Here is a 15,154-nt window from a genome sequence, read left to right on the forward strand (position 1 = left end):
CATGACCAGTCCCGGGAAAGTCAACAAGGCCAAGAATCCGCCTTACAAGACGGTCGGCTTCGGCGCCTTCGCGGTGCTGGCGCTGTTGACGTCGCTGGTGTACGTGCAGTTCCGTGGCGGATTCACGCCGACGGACAAGTTGACGATGCTCTCCGAGCGTGCCGGGCTGGTGATGGATCCCGGGTCGAAGGTCACCTATAACGGGGTTCAGATCGGCCGCGTCGACAGCATCCGCGAGGTCACGCAGGACGGCAAGCCGGCCGCGAAGTTCGGTCTGCTGGTCGACCCGAAGTATCTCGGTCCCAACGGGGTTGTGCCAGAGAACGTGCATGTTGAAATCAAGGCCACCACCGTGTTCGGCGGTAAGTACGTGTCGTTGACGACGCCGCGGGACGACAACGACAACGACATCTCTCGCGGGCACCTGCGGGCCGGTAGAACGATCACGGCGTCGGCGGTGACCACCGAAATCAACACGATGTTCCAGACGCTGACTTCGATCGCGGAGAAGGTGGACCCGGTCAAACTCAACTTGACGCTGAGTGCGGCTGCGGAAGCGCTAACCGGGCTAGGGGACCGATTTGGGGAGGCGATCGTCAACGCCAACGCGGTCCTCGACGACGTCAACCCGCAGATGCCGCAGGCTCGGCGCGACGTCCAGCAACTCGCGGCGCTCGGTGACGTCTACGCCGACGCCGCACCGGACCTGATGGACTTCCTGGACAACTCGGTGCCGGCGGCCCGCACCATCAACGCTCACCAGCGTGAACTGGACCAGGCGTTGCTGGCGGCCGCAGGATTGGGCAACAACGGCGCCGACGTTTTCGAACGGGGCGGCCCGTATCTTGCGCGGGGCATGACCGACTCGGTACCTACCTCCCAGCTACTGGACACCTACAGCCCGGAGATCAACTGCACTCTGCGCAAGTACTACGACATGGAGCCGGTGGCGCGGGAGGCACTCGGCGGAAACGGCTACTCGCTGAACACCCACACCCAGGTCATGTCTGGTCTGGGCCTCATGCTCAACCCGGTGTCGATGGTTCCCCTGCTGTTGTCGCAGGTCGGTGGGCTAGCCGCGGGGCTTGTGGGTGGTGCGCCCAATCCCTACACCTACCCGGAGAACCTGCCGCGGGTGAACGCGCGAGGCGGTCCCGGCGGCGCCCCGGGGTGCTGGCAGCACATCAGCAGAGAGCTGTGGCCGGCACCTGAACTCGTTATGGACACCGGCAACAGCATTGCTCCCTATAACCACTTAGAGGTCGGTTCGCCCTTCTTGAATGAGTACGTATGGGGCCGTCAGGTAGGGGATAACACGATCAACCCATGAAAATCACCGGGACGTTAGTCAAACTCAGCATCTTTGTTGCGGTGCTGATGATGTTCACCATCATGATCATCATCGTGTTCGGTCAGATTCGCTTCGACCGTACCTACACGTACTCCGCCGAATTCGACAACATCAGCGGATTGCGGCCTGGTCAGTTCGTGCGTGCCTCCGGCGTGGAGATCGGCAAGGTCGACGACGTGCACCTCGTCGCGGGCGGTACGCGCGTCGTTGTGGACTTCGATGTGAACCGTTCCGTTCAGCTCTACCAGTCGACGACGGCGCAAGTCCGCTACCTCGACTTGATCGGCAACCGCTACCTGGAACTGGAGCGCGGCAAGGGTGACGGATTCGGAGACCGCCTGCCGCCGGGGGGCTTCATCCCGGTTTCGCGGACGTCGCCCGCATTGGACTTGGACGCGTTGATCGGCGGTTTCAAGCCGGTGTTCCGCGCGTTGAACCCGGAAAAGGTCAACACCATCGCGGCGTCGCTGATCACCGTGTTCCAGGGGCAGGGTGGAACAATCAACGACATCCTGCGCCAGACCGCGCAGCTCACCTCGCAGCTTGCCGACCGGGATCAGGCGATCGGCGAGGTGATCACGAATCTGAACACAGTGCTGGACACCACGGTCCGCCATCGTCAGGAATTCGACGGCACCGTCAACAATCTCGAGGTGTTGATCACCGGACTCAGTGAGCACAGCGATTCGCTGGCCGACGGCACGGCCAACATCAGCAGCTCGGCGGGTACGGTGGCTGGCCTGCTTGCCGAGGATCGGGCGTTGATCAAGAAGGCGATCAACTACGCCGACGCGATTCAGCAGCCGCTGATCGACCAGGGCGATGAGCTCGATGACTTCCTCCACAAACTGCCGACGGCACTGAACATGATCGGCCGCACCGTCGGGTCCTACGGAGACTTCGTGAACTTCTACAGCTGCGACATCAGCCTGCGTATCAACGGCCTGCAACCTGGTGGCCCCGTCCGGACGGTGCGGCTCCTCCACCAGCCATCGGGGAGGTGCTCGCCGCAATGAGAACCTTGGAACCACCGAATCGATACCGGCTAGGGCTGATGGGCGTTGCGGTAACCCTGCTGGTCGTCGGTGTTGGTCAGAGTTTCACCAGCGTCCCTATGCTGATGGCCCGGCCCAGCTATTACGGGCAGTTCACCGATACCGGCGGCATCAACAAGGGGGACAAGGTGCGTATCGCCGGTATGGATGTCGGCCGCGTCGAGGACCTGGCCATCGAGGGTGACCACATCCGGATGAAGTTTTCCCTCGGTACCAACACGATCGGCACCGAGAGCCGGCTGCAAATCCGTACCGACACCCTGCTGGGAAAGAAGACACTGGAGGTTGAGGCCCGGGGCCACCAGACCCTGGCTCCCGGGGGAACCCTGCCGCTGGGGCAGAGCACCACTCCGTATCAGATCTACGACGCATTTCTGGATCTCACCAAGGCCGCCACCGGCTGGGACATCGACACGGTGAAGAAGTCGCTGCACGTGCTGTCGGAAACTGTCGACCAGACCTATCCGGAGCTCAGTCCGGCCTTGGACGGAGTTGCCAGGTTCTCCGACACCCTGGGCAAGCGCGACGAGGAACTTAAGCATCTGCTCGCGCAGGCCAACCAGGTGGCCAGCGTGCTCGGTGATCGCAGCGAGCAGGTGGACCGGCTGCTGGTCAATGCCCAGACGCTGTTGGCGGCGTTCAACGAGCGCGGTTACGCCATCGATGCGCTGCTGGGGAATATCGCAGCCTTCTCCGTGCAGGCGGAGGGGCTACTCCAGGACAATCCCAATATCAACCATGTCCTGGAGCAGTTGCGAAGCCTGACAAATATTCTGGTGGTGCGCAAAGCCGACCTCGCCAAGGGCCTGGAAATGGTCGGCGCGTTCCTTCCATCGTTGAATGAGGCGATCAGTTCCGGCCCGTTCTTCAAGATCGTCATCCACAATCTGGTCCCCGGCCAGATTATCCAGCCGTTCATCGATGCCGCATTCAAGAAGCGTGGCTTGGATCCCGAAGAGTTCTGGGGCGGTGCGGGCCTGCCCGCCTACCGGTTCCCCGACCCCAACGGCACCCGCTTCCCCAACGGTGCACCGCCGCCGGCGCCGACTTTGCTGGAAGGCACCCCGGAACACCCCGGACCGGGAGTACCGCCCGGAACGCCATGCTCCTACACCCCGGCGGCCGACGCGTTCCCGACCTCGGCGAATCCGTTGCCTTGCATGGGGGTTATAAGCGGTCCGTTCGGTGGCCCGGGATTCCCCGCCCCACTGGACATTCAGGTTTCCGAGCCGAATCCGGAGGGGGTGCCGCACGGACCGGGGATCCCGATTGCGGGCCGGCCGGGCGATCCCGCGCCGGATGCGCCAGGGGTTCCGGTTCCGTTGCCGGCGGATGCGCCGCCGGGTGCCCGCACCGAACCGGTGGGGCCGGCTGGGCCGGTACCGCCACCGTCGGGCATGGCGCCAGGATTGCCACCGGGCCAGCCGGCACCGCCTGGGCCCGGACCCATGCTGCCCGCTCCGTTCATCAACGCGGGTGGAACCGGTGGTAGTGGCGCGGCCGGAGGGAGTGAGAATTGAGCAATATCTTCAACGCCCGAAATTTCCGGATGCCGGCAATGTCACGGGCGACCATGGTCATGGGAGCGGTGGTTCTCATCCTCGGCGTGGGGGCAGCGTCAGTCGGCTGGAAGCTGTACCAGAAGCTGACCAACAACACTGTGGTCGTCTATCTGACCGCGGCCAACGCCCTGTATCCGGGGGACAAAGTCCAGATCATGGGTTTGCAGGTGGGCAGCGTCGACAGAATCGATCCGGCCGGCGACAAGATGAAGGTGACTTTCCACTACAGCAACAAGTACAAGGTTCCCGCCAACGCTTCGGCTATTGTCCTGAACCCCACTCTGGTCGCTTCCCGTGCGATTCAGCTGGAGCCGGTCTACAAGGGCGGCCCCGTGATGGCAAACAATGCGGTAATCCCCATGGAGCGGACGCAGGTGCCGGCGGAGTGGGACGAGCTGCGCAACGCCATCACCGATATCATCGACAAGCTCGGACCGACACCGGAACAGCCCACCGGCCCGTTCGGTGAGGTCATCACCTCATTTGCCAATGGGCTCGAGGGCAAAGGCAAGCAGCTCAACGCGGCCCTGAACAATCTGGCCACGGCCTTCAGCGCGCTGAACGAGGGGCGCGGGGACTTCTTCGGGGTGGTCAAGAGCCTGGCGTTGTTCGTCAACGCGCTACACGCCGACGATCAGCAGTTCGTAGCTCTCAACCAGAATCTTGCGGACGTCTCCGGCCGCTTGGCGAGTACCGATCAGGCGCTTGCCGCGGCGATGCAGCAATTCGACAGTCTGCTCACCACGATGCGCCCGTGGCTGGACGAAAACCACGAGGTCCTGATCTCGGACGTGAACAACCTCGCGGAAGTGACCAACGCCGTGATGCAGCCCGATGCGTTGAACGGTTTGGAGACGGCGCTGCACGTGCTGCCGACGGCCGCATCCAACATCAACCAGATCTACCACCCGGCGCACGGCTCGGTGGTCGCGGTGCCCGAGATCACCAACTTCGCCAACCCGATGCAATTCATCTGCAGTTCCGTACAGGCGGGAAGCCGGCTGGGTTATCAAGAGTCGGCTGAGCTTTGCGCACAATATTTGGCGCCGGTCCTGGATGCGATCAAATTCAACTATTTCCCGTTCGGTTTCAATGGATTCAACACCGCTGAGATCCTGCCCAAGCAAGTCGCCTATTCAGAACCGCGGCTGCAGCCGCCGCCGGGTTACAAGGACACGACCGTTCCGGGCATCTGGGTGCCCGACACGCCGCTGTCACACAAGAACACCCAGGAGGGCTGGATCGTTGCCCCGGGGATGCAGGGGCAGGAAGTCGGTCCGATCACAGCGGGCCTGTTAACCCCGGAATCGTTGTCCGAACTGATGGGTGGACCCGACATCGCTCCCGTTGAATCCACCCTACAGACGCCTCCGGGGCCGCCGAACGCCTACGACGAGGTCCCCATCATTCCGCCAATCGGGCTGCAGGCTCAGGTTCCCATTCCGCCGCCGCCACCCGGGCCCGGCGTGGTACCGGGGCCGGTAGCTCCGACGCCGGCGCCCGTGGGAGGTCCACTTCCGGCTGAGATGGGAGCGGGTCAGTGACTGCGCTGAGGGTGGCCGGGCGCCTGCGCCGGGGCCTCTGGCAGGCGATGGTCCTGCTGGTGGCGGTGCTTACGTTGAGCTCGTGCGGCTGGAACGGGATCTCTCAGGTTCCGATTCCCGGAGCGATAGGTTCCGGCAAAGACGCCTACACCGTTTACGCCTACGTGCCGGACACCTTGGCGATCAACGGCAACAGCAAGGTGATGGTCGCCGATATTCAAGTCGGCTCTATCCGGAAGATCGAGCTGGACAACTGGGTCGCCAAGTTGACGCTCGGCTTGCAAAGCGACGTACAGTTGCCGGAGAACGTCGAGTTGAAGATCGGGCAGACCAGCTTGCTCGGGTCGCAACACGTGGAATTACTCTCACCGGAGAATCCGGTTGGCCGACTGCGCAACGGCAGTACGATCCAGTTGAAGAATTCATCGGTGTATCCCAGCATCGAGCAGACGCTTGCCGTGATCTCGCTGGTCCTGCGCGGCGGCGGCGTTCCCAACCTGGAAACGCTGCAGAACGAGGTGTATGAGATCTTCCGCGGCCGCGCCGGGGAGATTCGGAACTTCTTCACCAAGCTCGATACATTCACCCGGCAGCTCAACGAGCAGCGCGACGACATCACCCACGCAATCGACTCGACCAACCGGCTGCTTTCCTATGTCGGCACCCGCAATGATGTGTTGGAACGGGTCCTTACCGACTTCCCGCCGGTGATCCAGCATTTCGCTGACACCAAGGATCTGTTGATCAACGCGGTCGACGCGGTCGGCAGGTTGGGTGGGGTGACCGAACAGTACCTGTCGGAGGCGCGCGGCCCGCTGTACACGAACCTGCAAGCCCAGCAGTGCCCGCTGCGCGAGCTGGGGAAATCCTCGCAGTATCTGATCAAGGCGTTGAAGCTGATCCTCACACAGCCGTACGCCGTCGATGCTGTGCCAACAGTGATGCGCGGAGACTATCTGAACCTGACGTCCACGATCGACGTGACGTACAGCTCGATGGACAACGCGATCTTGACCGGCACCGGCTTCTCCGGTGCGCTGCGCGCGCTGGAACAGTCGTTCGGGCGGGACCCGGAGACGATGATCCCCGATGTGCGCTACACCTCGAACCCGAATGACGCTCCCGGTGGACCACTCGTCGAAAGGGCGGAGCGAGGCCAATGCTGACCCCTTTTATTAAGCGACAGCTGTGGATGTTCCTGGCATTGACGGTCGCGGCCCTGTCGATCCTGGGTATCTACTACCTGCAACTGCCGACGCTGGTCGGAATCGGCCGTTACCAGCTGTCGGCAAACCTGCCGGCATCGGGTGGCCTCTACCCGACAGCCAACGTGACTTACCGCGGCGTCACGATCGGAAAAGTCACCGATGTCCAGCCGACATCCTGGGGTGCGAAGGCCACGCTGAGCATTGACAGCAGCTACGATATCCCGATCGACGCCTCAGCCAACGTCCACTCGGTATCGGCAGTCGGTGAGCAATATCTGGACTTGGTTTCCACCGGGTCGTCTGGCAAGTATTTCAAGGCTGGCCAAACGATCACCAAGGGCACCGTTCCCCATGAGGTAGGGCCCGCGTTGGACACCGCAAACGAGGGCCTCGCGGTTCTGCCCAAGGAGAAGATCCCGGCTATCCTCGACGAGACGGCGCAGGCAGTCGGCGGATTGGGGCCCGCCCTACAGCGCCTGGTCGACGCCACCCAGGCATACGCCGGCGACTTCCGTACGAATATCAATGACGTCAACGACATCATCGAAAACGCGGGGCCTATCCTGGACAGCCAGGTGACCTCGGGTGACGCGATCGAACGGTGGGCACGCAACCTGAATGCGCTGGCCGCCCAGTCCGCCCAGGAGAATCAGCATCTGGACAGTATTCTGTCGCAGGCAGCGCCGACCGCCGACCAGGTCAACGAGGTCTTCAGCGGCGTGCATGACTCGCTGCCCCAGACCCTGGCCAACGTAGCGGTCCTGGCGGATATGACGAAGCGCTACCACAAGGGCCTGGAGCAGATCATGGTGTACCTGCCACAGGGTGTGTCGATCGCCGAAACGGTGGCTACGCCGTTTAAGGGTGCGGCCGCACTCGACTTGGCGTTGGCGATCAACCAGCCGCCGCCGTGCCTTACCGGGTTCATCTCGCCGGAACAGTGGCGTTCGTTCTCAGACACCTCGCTGGCTCCGCTGCCAGTCGGCACCTACTGCAAGATCCCGATGGACACACCGGCGAACAGTGTGCGCGGGTCACGCAACATTCCGTGTGTCGACGTTCCCGGAAAGCGCGCCGCGTCGCCGCGGGAATGCCGAAGCGACCAGCCGTACGAGCCGGCCGGCACCAACCCGTGGTACGGCGACCCGAACCAGCTGCTGAGCTGCCCGGCGCCGGCGGCCCGATGTGACCAGCCGGTTAAACCGGGCATGGTGATCCCGGCGCCCTCGGTGAACAACGGTCTGAACCCGCTGCCGGCCGACAAGCTGCCGCCGGGAGGTCAGACACCTCCGCCGAAGAGCGATCCGCTGACGCGACCCGGTTCGGGTTCAGTAGAGTGCAACGGACAGCAGCCCAACCCCTGCGTCTACACTCCGGGCGGGCCGCCCGCAGCGGTCTACAGCGCGCAAAGTGGAGAGCTGGTGGGGCCCGACGGGGTGACATACTCCGTCGAAAACTCGACCAAAACAGGAGACGACGGATGGAAGGAGATGCTGGCGCCAGCCAGTTGAACCCCATCGACGCCGGCGAGGCGGACGGTGATCCGAAGGTGACAGGCGAGGCTTTCGAAGAATCCGAACCCGGGACCGACCTGACCAACACCGAGGTGACTGACGCGGATTCTGGGGAAACCCGGAGCGGGACCGGTGCGGCCGAATGCAAGCCGACCGGTGAGGTGGCCGAGGGCAGCAGCGCCGCATCCGCCGTTCCAGATTCCGCGGACGCCGCAGAGGCCGCTCGTGAAGCCGCCGGCGACACCGGCAACCTCTCGCGGGTTAATCGGCGTTGGTTGACGTCGATTTCCGTGGTTCTGATGCTGCTTGCCGGCGTACTCGGCGCCACCGGTTACTACACGCTGCGCCTTCAGGGCGAAGCCCGGGGGCTTGCAGGCAGCAATTCGGCCGCCCTCAAGGCGGCTCAGGAATGCATCGGGGCCACTCAAGCACCGGACACCGCAAGCATGGCCACCAGCCAGCAGAAGATCATCGACTGCGGCACCGACCAGTTTCGCACTCAGGCCCTGCTCTACAGCGGCATGCTCGTTCAGGCATACCAGGCGGCGAATGTCCACTTGCAGGTGTCCGATATGCGGTCAGCGGTCGAGCGCGACAACCCCGACGGGTCGGTCGATGTGCTGGTGGCCCTGCGGGTCAAGGTGTCCAACGAGGAGGCCCAGGGGCAAGAGGCGGGATATCGGCTGCGGGTGAGAATGACGCCAGTTGATGGCACCTACAAGATCTCGAGGCTCGACCAGGTGACTAAGTGACGGCGGTGGCCGAAGACATCCGGATCGCTGACGTCGAGCGGGATGCCCCGGGGAGGGTTCTGGCCTCCTGGGGCCGGCGCGCCGCTGCCCTCTCGGTTGATGTTTTCCCGGGTCTTGGCGCGTCGGCGTGCCTGGCGGCTGCCGGCTGGACACTGCCCGTGCGCACGGTGTGGTGGTGGGCATGTATGTCGACCCTGGGTGCGGTGATCCTGGCGGTTCTGGTCAACCGGCTGCTGTTGCCGGCGATCACCGGGTGGAGTCTGGGGCGGGCACTGTTCGGTATTGTCGTTGTGCGCCGCGACAGCGCGCCGGCGGGTGCGTGGCGGCTGCTGCTGCGCGATCTGGCACACCTGCTGGATACCGGCGCGGTCTTCGTCGGCTGGCTCTTCCCGCTCTGGGACGCCGAGAACCGGACATTCGCCGACCTGTTGCTGCGAACAGAGGTGCGCGCGGTCGATTCGCCCGGGCAGTCGGAGAAGGTGCGGCGATGGACGGCGATCATGCTGGCCGTCGCGACGGCGATCTGCATCGGGGCTGCGAGCGTGAGCTACGCGGTGGTATACGCAACCGCCCAGGAAACCGACCGGGCTCGTGCGGAACTATCGGACCACGGGCCGAAAATTGTGGCCCAGATGCTCACCTACGACCCGAGAACTCTGCATGAGGATTTCACCCGGGCATTGTCGCTGACCACCGGCACCTACCGGCCCCAGTTGGCGGCTCAGCAGCAGATCGTGGAGAAGGGGCAGCCAGTCGTCAACGAGTACTGGGGTTCGTCGAACTCCATCCTGGCGGCGACGCCGGATCGCGTGACGATGTTGCTGTTCCTGCAGGGCCGTCGTGGCGACGGGCAGCAGATGCGATACATCACCGCGAGTGTCCGGGTGCGATTCCTCGACGTTGATGGTCGCTGGCTTGTCGACGACCTCGCCGTGCTGACCAAACCCAAGCCGGCCGGCGGTGGACGATGAGTCCGCGCCGCAGGTTCGATCGCGGCGAGCCGTCGCTGCTGGTCGCTCGGTCGCTCCCGCCGGTGCGGCGGGGTCTGGCGATCGTGAGCGCAGCCGCGACGTTGTTGATGCTGGCAGCATTCACCGTCTCCGCCCTGCTTCTTGTCGACCACGAGTCACGGGACCGGACCGCCGACAGAACCGCGCAGGCCGTCAACTACGTCAAATGGTTCATGACCGGCTTTACGTCGATCGATCCGTTTCACGCCAACGATTACGTCGACAACATCTTGGCGCAAGCGACTGGAACCTTTCGCAAGGAATTTGAGGCCAAGGGCAACGAGATCCTGATCCAGGTCGCCCGCGCCGAGCCGTCGACAGGGACCGTCCTGGAAGCTGGCGCCGAAAGGTGGAACGACGATGGGAGTGTCACGGTTCTGGTGGCAACGGATGTGACGTCCAAGTCTCCCGACGGCAAGCAAGTTGTCGACAACACCAACCGCTGGGCCGCAACGGCTGTGCAGGAAGGGAATCAGTGGAAGATCAGCAACCTGCAACAGGTGATTTGATGGCCGGGGCCGGTGCCGGGGCCCGGGCCGCTGCGGACGAGGCCGGGGCCGCTGCGGACGAGGCCGGGGCGGGCGATGCGACCTCGGAGGACCAGGCCGTCGACGCGGGAGACGGGGCCGATGCCGCGGGTGCCGTCGACGACGGCCCCGCTGGGCCGGACGCCCCCGCCGATGCCGACGATGCCGACGAGGCCGCCGACGAGGCCTCGGCTGAGTCCGGGGCTGAGCCCGACTCCGCGACTGAGGCCGAGGCCCAGGACGACACTGCCAAACCGGGGAAGAGGCGGATGCCGCGGCTGCCGGCGGCCGCGCTCCTGGCACTGGCGGTGACGTTGTTCGTGGCGGCCGCCGCGTTTGCCGGCGCGGCGGTGCAGCCGTATCTGGCCGATCGCGCAACCGTCGACATCAAGCAGCAGGTCGCGCGTGCGGCGGTACGGGCGATCACCACCCTGTGGAGCTACACGCCGGAGAACATCGACACCCTTTCCGACCGGGCGGGCAAGTACCTCACCGGTGACTTCGGCGCGCAGTACCGCAAATTCGTCGACGAGAAGGTAGTCGGACCCAACAAGCAATTCAAGATGACCAACAGCACCGAGGTCGCCGGTGTGGCCGTCGAATCCGTGGACGGGCCGAACGCGGTGGTGCTGGTCTACACCAACACCACCGCCACCACTCCGATGAAAAAGAACATTCCGTCGTTGCAGTACCTGTCGTACCGCCTGATCATGCGGCGGGAGAAGGGTAAGTGGCTGGTCAGCCGGATGACGACGGTGACCTCGCTGGATGTGACGCCGCAGGTGTAAGGGGGCGTTCCCGTTGGCCAGGGCGCGGGAGAGCCGAGGCGGCGGGTGCCCCGCGACCCGAGCCCCGTGCCCCGCGACCGGTGCCCAGCGGCCGGTGCCCCGCGACCGGTGCCCAGCGGCCGGTGCCCCGCGACCCGAGCCCCGGGAGCGGGGACGCGGGAGCGGGGGAGTGCCGGGGTCAGTTGAAGGCAAGCCAGCTGGGCAGCGCGCGTTCCTTGGAGTCGCACAGCACCTGGCGGGTGTCGCACGATCCCTTGGGCACGCCGGCGCCGGCCCACATGCCGCCGGTGTCGCGGCGCAGCACGATCGCCGACGAGCCGCCGCCGTCGAGCAGCACGGCGGTGTCGCTGCCCAGGCCCCGGAATAGGTCCTGGATGTTGTCCGGGGTGTAGCTGCCGCCTTCGAAGATGTACATTTCGTCCTTGGGCCTGGAGTAGGCCAGGGCCGTGCGTGCGGCGCTGGGGCCGCCGTCGTGGAGTTGCTCGGTGTCGCCGGGTGAGAGCAGCCCGATTCCGGCGACCGCGACGAATTTCGCGTTCTTACTCAGCAGGTCCTCGACGACCGGCGTCGCGAGGTCGTAGTCCTGGCCGCCTTCGGGGCGCAGCACGAAGGGCATTCCGCCGGCCGGCAGGATCATCGTGGTCAGCGGCGTCCAGACCTCGTTGCCGCCGGACAGGCCCTGCTTGCCCGGGTAGGCGACGGTGCCGGTCACGGCTTGGTTGGCGCGGCCCTGCCCGCGGGTGTTGTCCACGAAGGCGCCCAGCGGGGAACTGCAACCCGTTGTTCGCCAGGATCCGCCCTTCTGGCCGCGGATGTCGAAGAAGTTTGCGTTGATCGCGATGGTCGGCTGGCCCAGTCGTGCCCAGGCGCGCAGCGGCGAGTAGATCTCGGAGGCCTGCCAGAGTCCCTCGCCGGTGCGGGCCCCGGGATTGTTTTCGCAGCGGGCCTGGTCGCCGCGGTGGCTGTCGACCAGCAGGTGCGGGGCCAGCCGGCTCGACGCCGCCTTGATGATCATCAGGTGGCCGCCGTTGTTCATCTCGTACCAGTGGCCGGCGCCGTTGAGCAGCGGCATCGGGTGGCCGCCGCCGAAGTTGTAGACCAGGTAGGAACCCCGGGTTCCGGCGATGGCACGTGCCAGCATCTCGCGGCCGGCTCCAGCGTTGTCGGCGCGCGCCAGCGGCTGCCCGGTGGTGCAGGCCAGTGCGAGAGCGGCGGCCAGCGCGGCACAGCTCACCGTCGCTCGGCGCAGCACAGCGGATGGCGTCAGCACCGGGCACCCCTTTTGCCGAGGTCAGCGAAACAACCAGACCAGAATCCGTCACTTCAGTCACAGTGTCAACTTTGGTAACACGGTTGTGACGGCCGGTAGCCGGTTGAATTACGTTTCCTCGCTTGAGGTTTCCGGGGCGGTCGCGGATCTCCGCGCGCTGGTTGTGTAGTCGGGGGCGTCGCCGGGGGTGTTGCCGGCGGTGTCGTCCGCGATATTGCCGCTGGAGTCTGCCGCGGCGCTGGGCTCGGTGTTTGCTTCGACGTTTGCGTCGGTCCGCGTCTTTTCCTGTGCCTGGTGGCGGGCCTGATGCTCCGCGGTGATCGCGTGCGCAACGGCGCCTGGGACCCGGTAGAGGCTCTTGCGGTCGTAGAAGCGGGTGACGACGGCGCCGAACGCCAGCCCGATCGCCAGACCCAGCCCTGTCATCCACAGCGCATGGGACAGCCCGGCATCGGCGTGGCCGTCGAGGTACAACAGCGACCGCACCCCGAGGAACACCTGGTGCATCGGTTCGAAGGTGGAAAGCCAGTGGAAGAACGGCGGCACCGCCTCCAGCGGCACCGTCGCACCGGCCGACGGTAGCCCGAGGAACACGAAGACCAACATACTGACCATCAGGCCCACCGAACCCAGCGCGGCGATCAACGAGCTCGACGTGACGCCCACCGCGGTGATCGCCAGCACCCCGTACAGCCACAACTGCGGGCCCAGCGGGATCGGCATACCGAGTTTGTCCGCGATCCCCAGGTAGGCGCCCGAGGTCAGCAACGCCAGGATCGCCATGATCGCCCATTTGACCAGCAGCGTCCGGAACCGGGAGATGTTGACCTGTTCGGCCAGCCGATACACCGGACCGAACTCCGACGGCACATAGCCGAGCATCGCATCCACCAGAGTGCTCACCACCACGCTTCCGGTAAAGCCGGCCAGCAGCAGCAGCAGTGCGTAGTAGAACGCCGACAGTCCTTTTCCGGTGCCGTCGGGCAGCGGGTTGTACGGTGCCGATTCGATGGTGATGGGATCGGCGACGGCCAGCAGCGAGGCGCCGGCCAGCGGCGCGCCGTTGGCCTGTGCCAGCACCTGATCCGACAGTTGCTGGCCCAATTTGGTGTTGGCGGTCGCCGCGACCTGGGCCAGGGTCTGGCCGGCAATGCCGGCGCCCATCGTGCCCGCCCGCGGATTGGTCGAGATGCTGATCGTCGGGTGTTCGGTCCGATTGGCGGTCAGCGCGCTTTCCCCGAGATCACGCACCCTGGAGGAGAACGACGGCGGTATCAGCATCTCCCCGTACACCTGCGCGCGGTCCAGCAGATTCTTCGCGTCGGCCTCGGAGACCTCGCGAACGTCAAACTGGTCTTTGTCCAGGCTGGCGAGCAGGCCGGTGACAATCTGTGTGCCGTAGGGGCCGGCGTCCTGATTGACCACCGCTATCGGGAAATGCCGCAGGTTGGTCGCCGGGTTCAGGATGCCGCCCAGGTACAGCCCCGCCAGCGCGCACATCAGGGCCAGCGTGATCAGGACCGGTGTCGCCCAGAACCGGACGGTGCGCAGCGAGGCGATGTAGCGACCGGCTTTGGGCATTGCGTGGCGCGCCTGCTTCTCAGGCTTGGGGCTCTTCTCAGACATGGGGCTCCCATCCGTCGCGCCCACTCTAATCCGCGGTGGCATCCGGGTGTGCGAACCTGGCGAGGTCGAACTTTTCTACTACACGACCGATCCGCTGCCGCCGTTGCTCCCGCTGCCGCCGTTGCCGCTGCCACCGGTGCCGCCAGAACCGGGTGTGGTACCCGCCCCGCCGTGGGCGTTGCCGCCTGTGCCGCCGCCGCCGCCCTTGCCGCTGCCCGTTGCAGCTGTGCTGTCACCGCCGTCGCCGCCCGTGCCGCCGATGCCCGGACCGCTGCCATTGGTGGTCCCGAAGCCGCCGGTGCCTCCCTTACCGCCGTTTTTGCCCTCGGCGGTGGTGTCGCCGCCTTGGCCACCCGGGCCGCCTGTGGCCGTCGCGGACGATGCGGCATTGTTGATGGTGGCCTTGCCGCCGGTTTGGCCATTCATGCCGTTGCCGGTATCGCTGATTCCGCCGGTGCCACCGTTGCCGCCGGTGGCGTTACCGGTGCCGGTAGCGGTTTGGGTCGCGGGGCCGCCGACGCCGGCGAAGCCGCCGGTGGCTCCTTTGCCGCCGGTGGCCCCTTTGCCGCCGATGGCGTCGCCTTTGCCATAGTGCGTTGCGGCGCCGCCGACGCCGCCCTGGCCGCCCTGGGCGCTGGTCGATTCTCCGCCGTCGCCGCCGTCGCCGCCTTTGGCGGTGGCCGTTGAGGAGGTGTTTTCGATGGTGGCCGCGCCGCCGGCGCCGCCCTGCCCGGCCTTGCCGCTCGCCGAGTCGCCGCCCGGGCCACCGTCGCCGCCGGTGGCGTTACCGGTACCGGTTGGCTCTTGGGTCGCGTGGCCGCCGGTGTTGTCGCTGCCGGGCGTGCTGCCTTCGCCGCCGATGCCGGCATCGCCGCCCGTGGCGTCGCCGCGACCGTAGTGTTGCGCTTCGCCGCCTCTGCCCGCTGTGCCGCCTTGGCCGCTGGCCG

12 protein-coding genes and 1 pseudogene are annotated in these 15,154 nt (G+C 65.6%); 10 read left to right on the forward strand and 3 right to left on the reverse strand.

Going from position 1 to position 15,154, the window contains the following annotated elements:
• Nucleotide 1 precedes the first annotated feature (1 nt).
• The 10 genes from ACK5M9_RS09115 to ACK5M9_RS09160 are packed head-to-tail and all read left to right on the forward strand — an operon-like array spanning nucleotide 2 to nucleotide 11,311.
• The gene (locus ACK5M9_RS09115; RefSeq protein WP_416892834.1) at nucleotides 2–1,330 is read left to right on the forward strand and encodes an MCE family protein; all 1,329 of its coding nucleotides are present in this window, start codon (nucleotides 2–4) and stop codon (nucleotides 1,328–1,330) included.
• Entirely contained in the window at nucleotides 1,327–2,367 is a 1,041-nt protein-coding gene (locus tag ACK5M9_RS09120) for a virulence factor Mce family protein (protein ID WP_416892835.1), read from the forward strand. Before ACK5M9_RS09115 ends, ACK5M9_RS09120 begins: the two co-directional genes overlap by 4 nt.
• Nucleotides 2,364–3,926: a virulence factor Mce family protein gene (locus ACK5M9_RS09125; protein WP_416892836.1), complete on the forward strand. Its 1,563-nt coding sequence runs from the start codon at nucleotides 2,364–2,366 to the stop codon at nucleotides 3,924–3,926. The genes ACK5M9_RS09120 and ACK5M9_RS09125 overlap by 4 nt, the downstream gene beginning before the upstream one ends.
• Nucleotides 3,923–5,512, forward strand: coding sequence for a virulence factor Mce family protein (locus ACK5M9_RS09130; protein WP_416892837.1), 1,590 nt, complete (start codon nucleotides 3,923–3,925; stop codon nucleotides 5,510–5,512). Before ACK5M9_RS09125 ends, ACK5M9_RS09130 begins: the two co-directional genes overlap by 4 nt.
• A 47-nt stretch (nucleotides 5,513–5,559) precedes the next feature.
• Nucleotides 5,560–6,678, forward strand: coding sequence for a virulence factor Mce family protein (locus ACK5M9_RS09135; RefSeq protein ID WP_416892858.1), 1,119 nt, complete (start codon nucleotides 5,560–5,562; stop codon nucleotides 6,676–6,678).
• Nucleotides 6,672–8,231, forward strand: coding sequence for an MCE family protein (locus ACK5M9_RS09140; RefSeq protein ID WP_416892838.1), 1,560 nt, complete (start codon nucleotides 6,672–6,674; stop codon nucleotides 8,229–8,231). The genes ACK5M9_RS09135 and ACK5M9_RS09140 overlap by 7 nt, the downstream gene beginning before the upstream one ends.
• A complete protein-coding gene (locus ACK5M9_RS09145; protein ID WP_416892839.1) occupies nucleotides 8,201–8,986 on the forward strand; it encodes an Mce protein in 786 nt (261 codons plus the stop codon). Before ACK5M9_RS09140 ends, ACK5M9_RS09145 begins: the two co-directional genes overlap by 31 nt.
• Before the next feature lie 5 nt (nucleotides 8,987–8,991).
• Complete coding sequence (locus tag ACK5M9_RS09150) at nucleotides 8,992–9,957, forward strand: RDD family protein (RefSeq protein WP_416892840.1); 966 nt, start codon at nucleotides 8,992–8,994, stop codon at nucleotides 9,955–9,957.
• A complete protein-coding gene (locus ACK5M9_RS09155) occupies nucleotides 9,954–10,505 on the forward strand; it encodes a mammalian cell entry protein (RefSeq protein ID WP_416892841.1) in 552 nt (183 codons plus the stop codon). The genes ACK5M9_RS09150 and ACK5M9_RS09155 overlap by 4 nt, the downstream gene beginning before the upstream one ends.
• The gene (locus ACK5M9_RS09160) at nucleotides 10,472–11,311 is read left to right on the forward strand and encodes a mammalian cell entry protein (protein ID WP_416892842.1); all 840 of its coding nucleotides are present in this window, start codon (nucleotides 10,472–10,474) and stop codon (nucleotides 11,309–11,311) included. Before ACK5M9_RS09155 ends, ACK5M9_RS09160 begins: the two co-directional genes overlap by 34 nt.
• Nucleotides 11,312–11,489: 178 nt before the next feature.
• On the opposite strand, the gene ACK5M9_RS09165 is transcribed toward ACK5M9_RS09160, so the two are convergent.
• The 3 genes and pseudogenes from ACK5M9_RS09165 to ACK5M9_RS09175 form a co-directional block, all read right to left on the reverse strand.
• Complete coding sequence (locus ACK5M9_RS09165) at nucleotides 11,490–12,581, reverse strand: phosphodiester glycosidase family protein (RefSeq protein ID WP_416892843.1); 1,092 nt, start codon at nucleotides 12,579–12,581, stop codon at nucleotides 11,490–11,492.
• A 108-nt stretch (nucleotides 12,582–12,689) separates the two neighbouring features.
• A complete protein-coding gene (locus tag ACK5M9_RS09170; protein ID WP_416892844.1) occupies nucleotides 12,690–14,207 on the reverse strand; it encodes a YhgE/Pip domain-containing protein in 1,518 nt (505 codons plus the stop codon).
• A gap of 78 nt (nucleotides 14,208–14,285) precedes the next feature.
• Nucleotides 14,286–15,154 (reverse strand): annotated as a pseudogene (locus tag ACK5M9_RS09175) (PE-PGRS family protein); the annotation flags it as partial.

The organism is Mycobacterium sp., assembly GCF_047975165.1.
In the GTDB taxonomy this organism is placed as follows: domain Bacteria; phylum Actinomycetota; class Actinomycetes; order Mycobacteriales; family Mycobacteriaceae; genus Mycobacterium.

What these genes read in the sequence shown, in the direction of transcription:
- ACK5M9_RS09135 (WP_416892858.1), top strand. Translation starts at nt 5,560, where the DNA reads ATGGTCCTGCTGGTGGCGGTGCTTACGTTGAGCTCGTGCGGCTGGAAC.
- ACK5M9_RS09125 (WP_416892836.1), top strand. Translation starts at nt 2,364, where the DNA reads ATGAGAACCTTGGAACCACCGAATCGATACCGGCTAGGGCTGATGGGC.
- ACK5M9_RS09145 (WP_416892839.1), top strand. Translation starts at nt 8,201, where the DNA reads ATGGAAGGAGATGCTGGCGCCAGCCAGTTGAACCCCATCGACGCCGGC.
- ACK5M9_RS09120 (WP_416892835.1), top strand. Translation starts at nt 1,327, where the DNA reads ATGAAAATCACCGGGACGTTAGTCAAACTCAGCATCTTTGTTGCGGTG.
- ACK5M9_RS09140 (WP_416892838.1), top strand. Translation starts at nt 6,672, where the DNA reads ATGCTGACCCCTTTTATTAAGCGACAGCTGTGGATGTTCCTGGCATTG.
- ACK5M9_RS09115 (WP_416892834.1), top strand. Translation starts at nt 2, where the DNA reads ATGACCAGTCCCGGGAAAGTCAACAAGGCCAAGAATCCGCCTTACAAG.
- ACK5M9_RS09170 (WP_416892844.1), bottom strand. Translation starts at nt 14,207, where the DNA reads ATGTCTGAGAAGAGCCCCAAGCCTGAGAAGCAGGCGCGCCACGCAATG.
- ACK5M9_RS09155 (WP_416892841.1), top strand. Translation starts at nt 9,954, where the DNA reads ATGAGTCCGCGCCGCAGGTTCGATCGCGGCGAGCCGTCGCTGCTGGTC.